This window comes from Larkinella bovis, assembly GCF_042655385.1.
Classification (GTDB): domain Bacteria; phylum Bacteroidota; class Bacteroidia; order Cytophagales; family Spirosomataceae; genus Larkinella; species Larkinella bovis.
This window is the reverse complement of the sequence record NZ_JBHSMA010000006.1, coordinates 14,707-28,530: the sequence shown is the minus strand read 5'-3', so window position 1 is coordinate 28,530 and position 13,824 is coordinate 14,707. Positions and strand designations below refer to the sequence as shown.

14 protein-coding genes are annotated in these 13,824 nt (G+C 53.0%); 2 read left to right on the top strand and 12 right to left on the bottom strand.

Annotation, left to right across the window (positions count from 1 at the left end):
* Positions 1 to 4 precede the first annotated feature (4 nt).
* From ACFPMF_RS18305 to rsmH, 12 genes are all read right to left on the bottom strand, one after another.
* On the bottom strand, positions 5 to 616 hold the full coding sequence (locus ACFPMF_RS18305) for an RNA polymerase sigma factor (RefSeq protein ID WP_379848024.1): 612 nt from the start codon (positions 614 to 616) through the stop codon (positions 5 to 7).
* Positions 617 to 813: 197 nt separating this feature from the next.
* Entirely contained in the window at positions 814 to 1,647 is an 834-nt protein-coding gene (gene tsf, locus ACFPMF_RS18300; protein WP_379848022.1) for a translation elongation factor Ts, read from the bottom strand.
* A 166-nt stretch (positions 1,648 to 1,813) separates the two neighbouring features.
* Positions 1,814 to 2,653 (bottom strand): 30S ribosomal protein S2, encoded by an 840-nt coding sequence (gene rpsB, locus ACFPMF_RS18295; protein ID WP_379848020.1) that lies wholly within the window; start codon positions 2,651 to 2,653, stop codon positions 1,814 to 1,816.
* Between the two features lie 174 nt (positions 2,654 to 2,827).
* Positions 2,828 to 3,214: a 30S ribosomal protein S9 gene (gene rpsI, locus ACFPMF_RS18290; RefSeq protein WP_379848018.1), complete on the bottom strand. Its 387-nt coding sequence runs from the start codon at positions 3,212 to 3,214 to the stop codon at positions 2,828 to 2,830.
* Between the two features lie 86 nt (positions 3,215 to 3,300).
* The gene (rplM, locus tag ACFPMF_RS18285; protein WP_379848016.1) at positions 3,301 to 3,750 is read right to left on the bottom strand and encodes a 50S ribosomal protein L13; all 450 of its coding nucleotides are present in this window, start codon (positions 3,748 to 3,750) and stop codon (positions 3,301 to 3,303) included.
* Between the two features lie 166 nt (positions 3,751 to 3,916).
* Positions 3,917 to 4,189, bottom strand: coding sequence for a hypothetical protein (locus ACFPMF_RS18280; protein WP_379848014.1), 273 nt, complete (start codon positions 4,187 to 4,189; stop codon positions 3,917 to 3,919).
* Positions 4,186 to 4,317: a hypothetical protein gene (locus ACFPMF_RS18275; RefSeq protein WP_379848012.1), complete on the bottom strand. Its 132-nt coding sequence runs from the start codon at positions 4,315 to 4,317 to the stop codon at positions 4,186 to 4,188. Before ACFPMF_RS18275 ends, ACFPMF_RS18280 begins: the two co-directional genes overlap by 4 nt.
* A gap of 37 nt (positions 4,318 to 4,354) precedes the next feature.
* Positions 4,355 to 5,572, bottom strand: coding sequence for a phospho-N-acetylmuramoyl-pentapeptide-transferase (mraY, locus tag ACFPMF_RS18270; RefSeq protein ID WP_379848010.1), 1,218 nt, complete (start codon positions 5,570 to 5,572; stop codon positions 4,355 to 4,357).
* Positions 5,573 to 5,703: 131 nt separating this feature from the next.
* On the bottom strand, positions 5,704 to 7,170 hold the full coding sequence (locus tag ACFPMF_RS18265; protein ID WP_379848008.1) for a UDP-N-acetylmuramoyl-L-alanyl-D-glutamate--2,6-diaminopimelate ligase: 1,467 nt from the start codon (positions 7,168 to 7,170) through the stop codon (positions 5,704 to 5,706).
* A gap of 29 nt (positions 7,171 to 7,199) precedes the next feature.
* Positions 7,200 to 9,374 carry a penicillin-binding protein gene (locus ACFPMF_RS18260; RefSeq protein WP_379848006.1) on the bottom strand — a complete coding sequence of 725 codons (2,175 nt, stop codon included), beginning with the start codon at positions 9,372 to 9,374 and terminating at the stop codon, positions 7,200 to 7,202.
* Entirely contained in the window at positions 9,371 to 9,772 is a 402-nt protein-coding gene (locus tag ACFPMF_RS18255; protein WP_379848004.1) for an FtsL-like putative cell division protein, read from the bottom strand. The genes ACFPMF_RS18260 and ACFPMF_RS18255 overlap by 4 nt, the downstream gene beginning before the upstream one ends.
* Positions 9,773 to 9,831: 59 nt before the next feature.
* On the bottom strand, positions 9,832 to 10,752 hold the full coding sequence (gene rsmH / locus ACFPMF_RS18250) for a 16S rRNA (cytosine(1402)-N(4))-methyltransferase RsmH (protein ID WP_379848402.1): 921 nt from the start codon (positions 10,750 to 10,752) through the stop codon (positions 9,832 to 9,834).
* A 204-nt stretch (positions 10,753 to 10,956) separates the two neighbouring features.
* On the opposite strand from rsmH, the gene ACFPMF_RS18245 reads away from it, so the two are divergent.
* Positions 10,957 to 12,186 (top strand): TlpA disulfide reductase family protein, encoded by a 1,230-nt coding sequence (locus ACFPMF_RS18245; protein ID WP_379848002.1) that lies wholly within the window; start codon positions 10,957 to 10,959, stop codon positions 12,184 to 12,186.
* A gap of 121 nt (positions 12,187 to 12,307) precedes the next feature.
* Entirely contained in the window at positions 12,308 to 13,591 is a 1,284-nt protein-coding gene (locus ACFPMF_RS18240) for an MFS transporter (RefSeq protein WP_379848000.1), read from the top strand.
* Positions 13,592 to 13,824: the final 233 nt, after the last annotated feature.

Here is a 13,824-nt window from a genome sequence, read left to right as displayed (position 1 = left end):
CAACTTATTTATTCAATTTTGTCCAGGCGATCAATTTAGCCAGCAGCAGCGTCAGGAAAATCAGGGTTTCCAGGTAGCGTTTCTTCAGTTTTTCCTTCGCCCGTTTCAACCGCATTTTAACGGCACTTTCGCTCAGGTTATGAATATCGGCAATTTCCTTGATGCTCACCTCATCCTGGTATTTCATCAACAGTAAACTCTGTTCTTCTATCGTGAGATAACCCAGGGCCGACTTGAGCCGCTGGGCTTCCATTTCCACCAGATCCTCATCCGGGCTGTCGTCCAGCACCTCCAGGTCATCATCCATCGCGACTTCGGCCTTTTTGCGGTTGGTCCGCATCTGGTCGGTGCAATAGTTGTACGTAATCGAAAAAAGCCAGGTCGAAAACCGGGATTGTTCCTTAAAACTCCCCAGCCGCATGATCAACCGCAGAAAAATGTCGTGGGTAAAATCTTCGGCTTTGACCGGGTCCTTGGTAAACATCAGACATTTCCGGTACACCTTATCGCTGTATCGGCTGTAAAGAAGTTCAAAGTAGCGGTTACTCTGCTTATCCACATAGAGCCTGACCAGCTCTTCATCAGACATTCGCTTGACATCTACCGATGCAATCATATATAAGACGCTTAAAAATGATAAAGTAACGCCCACAACCTATTTTGCTGCGAAAAATATCTTTGTTGTTACTATATAGACGCAAAGACGCATTGAGTGTACAAATAAAAATAAAAACCAGTATATATCATAAAAAAAGGCTCAGCCTGCCTGGCTGAACCTTTTTTATACTAAACCCGAAAAACCGTATGCGGCTGTTAGCCGATCGCAATGCGTTTGAACGCTGAAACGGTTAATCCTTTGCTGGTTTTCGCCAGGAGCTGAGCAATGGTCAGCGACGAATCCTTCACGAATTCCTGGTTCAGCAGCGTATTGTCTTTGTAGAATTTCTGCAGCTTACCCATGGCAATTTTCTCCAGCATGGCTTCCGGTTTTCCTTCGGCGCGGGCCTGATCTTTACCAATTTCGATTTCGCGCTCTACAATGCTGGCATCCACGCCGTCTTTGTCAATAGCGACCGGTTTCATGGCGGCAATCTGCATGGCAATGTCTTTGCCTACCTCGGTTACTTCCGCACCGTTGGCATTGTCCAGACCGACCAGTACACCCAGTTTACCGTTGGAGTGGTTATAGGCCACTACCTGCTCCGCCGTTACCACTTCGTAAGCGATCAGGTCCAGTTTTTCACCGATCTTCCCAATCAGTTCCGTAATATGCTCCTGCAACGAACGACCGTCGCCCTGCGGCAACGCCAGCAGCTCTTCTTTGGTAGCGGGTTTGGCAGTTACGGCATTATCCATTACTGCCATGGCCAGGTTCTGGAAATCGGCTACTTTCGATACCGGTTCGGTTTCGCAGGCCAGGCCAATTACGCGGCCGGTTTTACCGTCCGGGCTAACGTGCGTCAGTACGATGCCTTCCGATGTGGCGTTATCGGCCCGTTTGCTGGCAATTTTCTGACCCTGCTTCCGCAGAATGTCTTTGGCTTTTTCAAAATCGCCATCGGCTTCCGTAAGTGCTTTTTTACAATCCATCATTCCGGCACCTGTTTCCTGCCGGAGTCTGTTAACGTCTTGTGCGGTAATTGCCATTGTTTGTTAAGTAATTGTCAGTTCTTGATCAAATTAGTTGTGGTCGTGGCGTGAACGGTTTTGGCGTAAGGTTCCGAACCGTTACTCCGAAACGGAATAGCCCATAGCGAGGCTACGGGCTATCCGATATTTATAGGCTTGGCAACATCGTTGCTCTTCGATAGTCTTAATCCTGCTGATCTTCTGAATCTTCCGCGACAACCGGGCTGACTTCTGCATCTTCCACAGTGCTTTCTCCCTCAGCCTGTGCCAGCTTAACATCCTCAGCACGTTTCGCTTCTTCTTCTTCCTGCAGACGCTGATCGTCTTTATCCTGCTTCCGCTCCAGCAAACCTTCTTCAATTGCTTTACCAATGGCCAGCGTGATGAGACGAATGGATTTGTACGCATCGTCATTAGCCGGGATCGGGAAATCGACTTCGTCCGGGTTGGAGTTGGTATCGCACATGGCGAAAACCGGGATGCCCAGTCGTTTGGCTTCGGCAACGGCAATGTGCTCGCGCTTCACGTCAACGATAAACAAGGCGGCCGGCAGACGGGTCAGATCGGCTACCCCGCCCAATACACGCTCCAGTTTATCTTTTTCGCGCGAAACCGTCAGGCGCTCCCGCTTGGCCAGCGTTTTGTACGTCGTCTCATCCTTCATCAATTTTTCGATGCCCTGCATCTTCTTCAATGATTTCCGGATCGTAGCGAAGTTGGTCAGCATCCCACCCAGCCAGCGGTCGGTTACGTACGGCATCTTCAGGCGACGCGCTTCTTCCGTAACGATTTCCTGAGCTTGTTTTTTGGTAGCGACGAACATGACCTTGCGGCCAGAACGGACGATGCCTTTCATAGCAGCGGCTGCTTCGTCGATCGACGCCAGCGTTTTGTTCAGGTCAATGATATGGATACCGTTTTTCTCCATGAAGATATACGGTGCCATCCGGGGATCCCATTTCCGGGTAAGGTGACCAAAGTGTACACCCGCATCCAGAAGATCTTTGTACTCTACTTGTGCCATTTTAAGAGTTGAAATAAAAGAATGAAAAAAGGAATACGCAGCACCGCACGTCGGCATCAGGCAAGTGCGGCCTGGACAAGATTCGTTTAAGGTCTGACGTTTAAAGTTTAACGGATTTGCCCGCTAGTGCGGAGCTCCCCAGCCCTTAAACGCTCAAACATTAAACGATAAAAATTAACGTTTCGAGAACTGGAACCGGCGACGAGCCTTGGCGCGACCGTATTTTTTCCGTTCTACCATGCGGGAATCGCGGGTCAGGAAGCCTTCTTTTTTCAAAGCAGGCCGGAACTCCGGATTCAGTTCGCACAGCGCCCGGGCAATCCCCATCCGGGTTGCCTCCGCCTGACCGGAAATACCACCCCCGCGAACGTTCACTTTTACGTCGTAGCCTTCCGGCGCATTGATGGTTGCCAGCGGCTGCTTCAGAACGATTTGCAGAACCTCCGTAGGAAAATACTGTTTGTAATCTCGGCCGTTAATCACAATGCTGCCCGTACCGATTGACAGGTACACGCGCGACACGGCGGTTTTCCGGCGACCTAATGCGTTGATTCGTTCCATTGTTTAAGACATGAGACGAAAGACGAGAGAAAAGAGACGCTGTCGATGGATTCTTTTGTCTCTTGCCTTACGTCTTACCTCTATTATTAATAATCCAGTTTAATTTCTTTCGGTTGTTGCGACGCGTGGGGGTGCTTGTCACCGGCGTACACATGCAGGTTGGTAAACAACCGGCTGCCCAGGCGGTTTTTCGGCAACATGCCTTTGATGGCGTGCTCCAGAATGAAGGCCGGATTTTTGGCCATCATTTCGCGGGGCGTCCGGAAGCGTTGACCACCCGGGTGTCCCGTGTGACGAACGTACACTTTGTCGGTCAGTTTCTTACCGGTCAGTTTAATTTTCTCGGCATTGATGATGATGACATTGTCACCGCAATCAGCATTCGGCGTAAAGTTGGTCTTGTTCTTGCCGCGGATGATTTTTGCGGCCTGGCTTGCCAACCGACCCAATACCTGATTTTCCGCGTCAATGACCACCCAGTCTTTCTGCGCCGTCGCTTTATTGGCCGAAATGGTCTTGTAGCTTAACGTATCCACTTGATTATGGGAGATTATATATTGATAGACAAATACTTGCGCTATACACAAAAACTCCCGTCCGAAAACGGGAGTGCAAATATAGAGTCTATATTTCTGAATTACAACAGAATATTAAGAAAAAGGAGGAAAGGACAGGCAGAGGAGCTGTTATGAGCCTTTGGGCTTACTTCAGGTGTTCTTTCAATACCAGCAAAATAAGCTCCTGCGTCTGGTCCACTTTCTCCAGGCGGGTCTCAAAGCGATCAAACCGTTGTTCCAGTCGATTCTGGCCTTCTTCGAGCCTGCCTTGCCGCTGCTCCAGATTACTTTGGCGCTGTTCCAGGCCGCTTTGGCGCTGCTCAAATTGTTCAAACCGCTGGTTCAATCGGTTTATGTCAAGGGTCACTGTGGCCAGCCCGTTGGCCAGTGAATCAATTTTCTTTTCGGTACTGTTCACCGTCGGGTCAGATCGTCCAGCCGCACGGTATGCAGCGATACCTGGTCAACGATCATGCCGATCTGACCGAGCATCCGGTCCTGTTTGAGGGCAATTTCGGCCACTAAAGGTTCCGCGTTCTTTTTCAATGTCGTCAGGAATTTGAAGTGTTACAAACCTCTGACGTTATCGAAGCTTCAACGTCACTAAGCAAATAACGGCCAAAATAATTCCGACGATCCAGAACCGGGTGACAATTTTGGCTTCGTGGTAGCCTTTTTTCTGAAAATGGTGGTGCAGGGGCGACATCAGGAAAATCCGGCGGCCCTCCCCAAATCGTCGTTTGGTGTACCGAAAATAACTGACCTGCATGATGACCGACACCAGCTCGACCAGGAAAATACCGCACATAATCGGAATCAGAAGCTCTTTCCGGGTCGCCAGCGCCAGCACCGCAATGATACTGCCCAGCATCAAACTCCCCGTATCACCCATAAAAACCTGCGCCGGATACGAATTATACCAGAGAAAACCGACACAGGCCCCCACAAAAGCCGCGCAGAAAATCACCATTTCGCCCGAATTCGGGATGTACATGATGTTTAGGTACTGCGAAAACAGTTTGTTGTTCGACAGATACGCAAATACGCCCAGCGTCAGACCGATGATGACGGAGGTTCCGGCCGCCAGCCCGTCGATTCCGTCGGTGATGTTGGCCCCGTTGGAAACCGCCGTAATGATGAAAATTACGATCGCAACGTAAAGAATCCAGGTGTATTCGTCGGGAATAAAGTCCGGAATTAAAGCGTTGTAATTGAAGTCGTTGTTTTTCAGAAACGGCACCGTCGTCGACATGGATTTTATGTCCTGAAACGCCCCGTTTTCAACCTGCCCGATCGACGTGTTGATCAGACCCGGTTTATAAACCCGGATTTTGACGTGCTCGTTAAAATACAGCGTCAACCCCACAATCAGCCCCAGCCCGACCTGCCCGACCACCTTAAATTTACCCTGTAACCCTTCCTTATTTTTCCGAAATACCTTGATGTAATCGTCGATAAACCCGATCAGACCGGTCCAGACCGTCGAAACCAGCAGCAGCACAATGTATACGTTGGTCAGTTTGGCAAACAGCAGCGTCGGAAAAACCAGCGATGCCAGGATGATAAAACCGCCCATCGTCGGTGTACCGCGTTTCTGCATCTGCCCTTCCAGCCCCAGATCCCGAATCTCTTCGCCAATTTGCAGGTTCCGCAGCATATCAATGATTTGTCGGCCATACACCGCCGCAATCATCAATGACAACGTAATGGCCGCGCCCGCCCGAAACGATAAGTACTGAAAAACCCCGGCGCCCGGAAAATCAAAATGCTGATCGAGGTAGGTAAAAAGGTAATAGAGCATACAGTTGGAGTAGTTGAATGGCTTTGATGATGAAAGGGCTGGTTGACTGGGTTGATGGCTAACGGCTCCTCAATGCGGTTCGCTGTTTAACCCTTCAGCCACTTAACCATCTGACGATCAAAACCACCCGGTTATTTTTCTGATATCGATTGTTGAAAGGCCTCGCGGAGCACCTGGCGGTCGTCGAAATCGTATTTTACGCCTTTTATTTCCTGATAGGTTTCGTGCCCTTTTCCGGCTACCAGCACAACATCGTGCGGGCCAGCCAGCGCAACGGCCTGAAAAATGGCTTCGTGCCGATCCACGATGGTCTGGGTTTTCTTGAAATGAATCGGCGGCACACCGGCCTGCATCTGCTCCAGAATGGCCATCGGGTCTTCGTTGCGCGGATTGTCGGACGTCAGAATCACCCGGTCGCTGAATTTACAGGCGATTTCGGCCATTATAGGGCGTTTGGTAACATCCCGGTTACCGCCACAACCGACCACCGTAATCACCTGCTCGTTGCCCTGCCGCAGTCCGGCAATGGTTTCCAGGACGTTCTGCAAGGCGTCGGGCGTGTGGGCATAATCGACAATGCCGACAATCTTGTTGTCGGAAATCACCATCTCGAAGCGTCCCGGCGGACTGGCCAGACTGGAAAGCTGCGTCAGGACCTCCTCCGCATCTTCGCCCAGTAAAACCGCAGCGCCGTAAACCGCCAGCAAATTATAGGCATTAAACCGGCCCGTCAGTTTGAACCATACCTCCCGCCCGTCAACGTCCATCTGCATGCCAAACAGGCCTTCCGACAGAATCCGGCCCTTGAACGAACCCAGCGTTTGCAGCGAATAGCTTTCCTTGCGCGCGGCCGTGTTCTGCAACATCACCAGACCGCGCTTGTCGTCGAGGTTTGTCAGGGCAAAGGCCGACGCCGGTAACTGGTCGAAAAAGCTCTTTTTAGCCTTGATGTAATTATCAAACGTCTCGTGAAAATCGAGGTGATCGTGGGTAATGTTTGTAAAAATCCCTCCGGCAAAGTGCAAGCCCACCACCCGGTGCTGCACCATCGCGTGCGAACTGACCTCCATAAAACAATGGCTGCAACCGCGCTGAACCATCTGGGCCAATAGTTCATTGAGCGCAATGGTGTCGGGCGTTGTATGCGTCGCCGGAATCACCGTTTCGTCAATCTGATTCTGGACTGTGGAGAGCAAACCGGTCCGGTAACCGCGCTGCCGGAACAACCGGAACAGCAGGGTCGCCGTTGAGGTTTTGCCGTTGGTACCCGTGACGCCGACCAGCTTTAGTTTTTGGGAAGGATGCTCATAGAAATTGGCCGCCATCAAGCCCAGTGCGTAACTGGTATCCTGCACCTGAACGTAGGTGACATCGTTGGCCCGGTTGTCGGGCAGTTCCTCGCAGAGAATGACCGTAACACCCTGTTCAACGGCTTTGTCGATAAACTGGTGGCCGTCGGTTTGCGTCCCCCGAATGGCGGCAAATAAACTCCCCGGACCCGCCTGCCGCGAATCCATCGTCAATTTCATCACATCGACGCTCATGTTTCCCGAGGTCGATTGCAGTGGTACTTTATACAAGAGATTGGTTAACTGCATAATACGATTGAAAGATCGGCCCGTCTAACCTATCTTCCGGCTTGATTTTTTTTAGTGAGGGCCACCACCAGCGTATCCGGTCGCGCACTTTGCCGTAAAGTTAACGTGATTTTTCGCGGATGCGGCAACGGGTCGCCCGGCGGAACCGATTGGTCGATGACTTTGCCGTAGCCTTCAAACCGCACCCGGAACCCCCGGTTTTCGAGCAGATGCAGGGCATCGCGCAGTGTCATGCCGCGCAGGTCAGGCACCCTGTTTTCCGCCGGCTGGTTCACCCAGCGGGTGGTTCGTCCCTGCGAATCGGCTTTCACCCAGCCATCCGGACCGGGTTGGGCGTCCATGTTGAGTTCGGCACCGATGGTGCGAATGTCTTCGGCAAAACCGGCCCGGATGCCTTTCCCCGACTGCCGGGGAGCCTTGGAAGCCAGGGCAATGGGCCGGTGCATTTGAATGTCATACGCAAAAATCCGGTCGGCAATTTCCCGAAAAACCGGGGCCGAAACGCTGCCCCCGTATAACAGATCGATATTGGCCCCGCGGGGCGAATCGACCACGACGGCAATGCTGTATTTCGGCTTTTCGGCGGGAAAATACCCGATGAATGACGTATAATATTTCCCGACCTGGTACCGCCCGTTGATGAGCTTCTGAGCCGTACCGGTTTTTCCGGCAAACCGGTAATGCGGACTCTGGCTCTTCTTCGCCGTCCCGCGTTCAACGACGCCTTCCAGCATTTTTTTCACCTGCCGGATGGTCGTCTGGCTGCAAATGGGTTCCTGGGCCACGTACGGTTCGTATTCTTTGACCACCTCGTTGGCCCGCCGGACCTGCTTGACCAGCATGGGCTGCACCCACTTGCCGTCGTTGGCGACGGCATTGTAGAACGTCAGCATCTGCAACGGCGTCAGTTTCAGTTCATACCCGATTCCCATCGAGTTCAGTGACAGGCGGCTCCAGCCCGGCGACTGCGGATTGGGCACCACCGGCTTGGTTTCCCCGTTGAGTTTCAGCCCAATCGGTTTATCGAGCCGAAACCGGCGCATGTAGCGGCAGTAGGTTTCGGGCCGGTTGTAGAAATTATACATCAGCATGTGAATGCCGACGTTCGATGATTTTTCAAAAACCTGCTGCACGGTAATGCTGCCGTGCCCCCCCCGTTTGGCGTCGGAAATCCGACGGCCGTAGTACGTAACCACGCCCCCACCCGTATGCACCATCTGATCGGGCCGCACGGCTTTCTCTTCCAGCAAAGCAATCATCGTCGGCAGTTTGAACGTCGAACCGGGGTCGGTGCCGCCCGCCAGCGCGTGGTTGAAGTTTTCGACATACTTGTCATTCTTCCGGGTCAGATTGGCCATCGCCCGGATTTCGCCGGTTTCCACTTCCATCACAATCAGGCACCCCTGTTCGGCTTCGTATTTTTCCAGCCCGTGCAGCAGGGCGGTTTCGGCCATGTCCTGAAAATTAACGTCGATGGTCGTGTAAATATCCAGCCCCGGCTCCGGTTTGATATCGGAACCGTCTTCGACCGGCATCTGCACTCCGCCCGACAACACCTCGACGAGCCCGACGCCGTCTTTACCCGCCAGTTCGGGCTGAAAACTGGATTCCAGCCCCACCAAACCGCGGCCATTTTCCGGGTTCAGGTAACCAACCGTCCGCAGGGCCATCCGGCCGTAGGGATGATACCGCTGGTAAACCGGGTCAAATTTCCCGCCCCCCAAACCGCTTTTCGAGCGATCCCGGCGAAAAAACGGCCAGGTCTGCATTTCCATCCGTTCCTGAAAGGTGATTTTTTTCCGACTCAGTAAAACATATTTGCGGCCATTTTCCCGGGCTTTCCGAATCATGTAGGTGTATTCATCCCGCGACCGTTCGCCGAATTTGCGAGCCAGCAGCATCCCCAGCGAGTCAATTTTTTTGTCGAATGAGTCGGCCTTTGCCACGCGGGGATCAATACCGACATAATAATACGGTAAGGACGTGGCCAGAAAACTCCCGTCGCGCGAAATAATATTGCCCCGGGTGGCCCGGAGTGTATCTTTCTTGATATGGTACTGCGCAATATGGTCTTTCCACAAACGCCCATCCTGTTTTTCAAAATACTGCACCCGCACCAGCTTGCCAATCACGGCCAGCGCGAACAGGCAAATGGCCACGGAAGCCAGCGTTGCCCGGCGTAAAATGGCTTTTTTGACGTTCATGGTTGCGTTTCCTCCTGTTTAACCACGATTTTCAGCGGTGGCGTCACCGGCTCCGTCAAACCGGTCGCGATCACGTGTTTGCTGATTTCGGACTGTTTCCCGCTCTTCATAAAGTCGGCCTGGAGTGTCGTGTATTTGGCCCGTTTCTCGTCCACCACGGCTTTGACCCGCTGGATGTTCCGCACAAGCCGTTCGGCGTTATGGTTGAAACCGATGTAGACAATCAGCAGAAACGAAATCCACATGATGCGTTCAAAATGTTTAATCGGCCAGGCGTTATCTTCCCCGAAAAGCCGGTCGAACCCAACGGTCTGGTTCAGGTAATTGAGCACCCGGTTTTCCTTTTTTTTCTTTTCAATGGGTGCCTTAGGCGGTCTTTTGTACGTGTTTTGTGCCATATCGGTAACCAAGTTTCTTCTCGTCTTTTCGCCCGGCCCTTTCCCGGTGGTTGGCCTTCCTACACCTTTTCGGCAATCCGGAGTTTGGCACTGCGGGCCCGCGGGTTGCGATCCACTTCCTCCGCCGACGCTTCCACCGGTTTGCGGGTGATCGACCGCAGCGGTTTCAGTTCGTTGCCGTACAAGTCCTTCTCAATATCGCCCCGGAAATTTCCCGACTTGATAAAGTTCTTCACCAGCCGGTCTTCCAGGGAATGATAGGCCATCACCACCAGCCGCCCGCCCGGCGCCAGCACCTCCGGAACCTGCGTCAGAAATTCTTCTAAAATAACCAGTTCCTGATTGACCTCAATGCGCAGCGCCTGAAAAACCTGCGCAAAATATTTATGCTCTTTCCCCCGGGGGGCGTAGCGCTGCAAAACCGCCTTCAGGTCGTTGATGGTTTCGATCGGGCGGTTCACCCGGCTCGACACGATGGCCCCCGCCAGCGTCCGGGCGTTGATCACCTCGCCGTACATGCCCAGGATCTTGTGCAACTGATCCTCCGGGTAGTCGTTGATCACTTTGCGGGCCGTCAACTCCCCCGACTGGCTCATGCGCATGTCGAGATCGGCATCGAACCGGGTCGAAAAACCGCGTTCGGGCGTGTCGATCTGGTGCGACGAAATCCCCAGATCGGCCAGAATCCCGTCGACCTGCTCGATTTTGTACAACCGTAAATACCGCTTCAAATGCCGGAAATTAGCCGCCAAAAAGGTCAGTCGTGGGTCGTCGATGGCGTCGGCATTGGCCCGGGCGTCGGGGTCCTGATCAAAAGCAATTAACTGGCCGGACAAACCCGGTGCCGACGGCAACTGCCGCAGAATTTCGCGCGAATGGCCCCCGCCCCCAAACGTTACATCGACGTAAATGCCGCCGGGTTTGAGGTTCAGCCCCTCTACGCAAGCCTGCAACAAAACCGGTTCGTGGTAATTGGTCACTGTCATTATTTCCGTAATCGGCTTATCGATCAGAACTTACGTAAAAATTACAGAAGATTTTCGATCTTTTTGGGTAGAATTCCAATTTACCGTTTGTTTCAAAATCCTTTTCGGAACTAAAACAAAATCTTCATCCGTTACAAACTTAACAAAACCGCCCCTATTTCTACCCCCCGAAAAAACGGATCTGCTTTTTTTTATTGTATGAAGAAAATCGTTGTGTTGTTGGCTGTCGTCCTGGGCGGGATTCCTTTTCTGGGTCAGGCCCAATCGGGTTCGTCCCTCAAAACCGGGGTCTGGCGGGCGGTTTTGCAGAGCAAAGGCGGGGCGTTACCCTTTGGGCTGGAAATTACCGCAGCCGGTTCGGGCTACACGGCTTTCGCGCTCAACGGCGCGGAGCGGCTGCCGTTCGATAACGTGACGCTGAAGGGTGATTCCATTCGGCTGACCATCGATATTTTTGAGGCCGAAATCCGGGCCAAAGTGACGGGCAATACGCTCCGGGGTTTCTGGCGCCGACGGCGGATCGCCCAGAACTACACCTCGTTGCCGTTTGAAGCCCGGCACGGTCTGACCTACCGGTTTACGCCCGATACGCAGCCGCCGAAAATCGACGTTAGCGGGAAATGGGCCACGATGTTTCGCTCCGGGACGGACTCGACGGAAGCGGTCGGAATTTTCGAGCAGAACGGGTCGAAACTGAAAGGAACCTTTCTGACCACCACGGGCGATTACCGGTTTCTGGAAGGAAACGTAGTGGGCGACAGCCTGCTGCTTTCCACCTTCGACGGGACGCACCTGTACCTGTTTAAAGCCAGACGGAAGGCCGACAATACGCTGGAAGGCGGTTTCTGGTCGGGCGAAAGTGGGTACGAAAGCTGGACGGCGCGATTTGATCCGAAAGCCGAACTGCCGGATGCCACGAGCCTGACGTATTTGAAACCGGGTTATAAAACCATCCAGTTCACATTTCCGGACCCCGGCGGCAAACCGGTTTCGCTGACTGACGCCCGGTTTAAGAACAAAGTTGTCGTCGTGCAGATTCTCGGTTCCTGGTGTCCGAACTGCATGGATGAAACTAATTTCCTGAGTCCGTGGTATAAAAAGAACAAAATCCGGGGCGTCGAGATTGTGGGCCTGGCCTACGAAAAATCGGCGAACCTGGCCGAATCCGCCCCGAAACTCAAACGCCTGATCGAACGCTTCCAGATTGAGTATCCCGTCGTGCTGGCAGGAACAAGCGACAAAGCCGAAGCGTCGAAAACCCTGCCCATGCTCAATCGCGTCGTCGGTTTTCCGACGACTATTATAATCGACAAAAAAGGCGTCGTCCGTCAGATTCATACCGGTTTCAGCGGACCCGGCACCGGAAAATACTACGACGAATTCGTCGCAGATTTTAACCGATTGATTGATAAGTTAGTAGCTGAGTAAACGCGTACCCGTAAAACAACAAATACACGCCGGAGAAGATAGAATTGAGCGAAACAGCAAGCGACCGAAGGAGGGTCTGCGTCTTTTATCGTTGGTCGATCTTCTCACATCATGAACAAAAATGTCCCGCCAGGAAAAAATTCTGCTCTTTATTCTTGCGTGCATCAATTTCACGCACATTGTCGATTTCATCATCATGATGCCGATGGGGCCGCAACTGATGCGGCATTTCGGCCTGAATCCGCAGGAATTCAGTTTTATTGTCTCCGCCTACAGCCTGAGTGCCGGAATTTCCGGTTTTCTGGCGGCTTTCTACGTCGATTATTTCGACCGGAAAAAAGTCGTGCTCATTTCCTACATCGGTTTTGTCATCGGCACCCTGGCCTGCGGGCTGGCACCGACCTTCGGCCTGCTCGTCGTAGCCCGGACTACGGCCGGTTTGTTCGGGGGCATTCTGGGCGCACAGGTATTTTCCATCGTGGCCGACGTGGTTCCGTACGAACGCCGGGCGACGGCGATGTCGTTTATTTCGACGGCCTTCTCGGTGGCTTCGGTGGTGGGGGTTCCACTGGGGTTGTACCTGGCCAGCGAAATTAGCTGGCACGCGCCGTTTCTGGCCATCGGTGGCCTGGGGGTTCTGGTCACGGGCCTGATTATCCGGTTTGTGCCCCGGTTGGATGGGCACCTTCAAAACCACCACGCCAGATTCAATCCATTGGAAACCGTGACATCCATTCTGCGAAGCCCGAACCAACTCCGGGCGCTCTGGCTGACGACAACCATCATGCTCGGCCATTTCAGCCTCATTCCGTTGTTGTCTCCCTATCTGGTCGCCAACGTCGGACTGGATGAACAGCAGTTGTACCTGATCTACCTCGTCGGCGGCCTGGTGACCATTTTTACGGCCCCGCTGGCCGGACGGCTGGCCGACCGATATGGAAAATACCCGGTTTTTGTGTGTTTTGCCGTATTATCGATGGTTCCGATGTTTCTCCTGACCTCCATGCAGCCCTCGGGCCTGATCTACCTGCTGTCGGTAAACGCGCTCTTTTTTATCTGCGCGAACGCCCGGTTTATTCCCGTTCAGGCGATGGTGACGGCGGTGGTCGATCCGCAGCACCGGGGCGGTTTTATGAGCATGAATTCGTCGGTTCAACTCCTGGCGCAGGCCGCAGCGACCTACGGCGCGGGGTTGCTCGTGACCAAAACGGAAAGTGGACAACTCATTCATTATTCGTGGGTCGGTTACCTGGCAATGGCGGTTATTTTCGCGAGCATTTTTATCGCGCGCCAACTGCGCCCGGTAGAAACCGGCCCGATGCCTCAACCCGCCCCGAAACCGGCTGAGCCCGAAGAAACGGAACACTTGCCCTCCCCCGTCAGCCGCGTGGCCGAAACGCCTTAACCGTTTCCTAAATTATACGGGCAAAAATTTGGTGCGAATTACTTTCATTTTCTATATTTGCACATATCCTATTGACAAAGTATAGTAATGCTTTCTTCCGCCCGACATACTACCCCCTACCGATTTCAGTCGGTTTCTGCCTCGAACTCTGTTTTTAGGGGTGGCTGTTGTTGGATGCTCGCCAGGATGGGCTATTAACCACGCCCTTCTCTTACATTCCCCTAACCCTATTC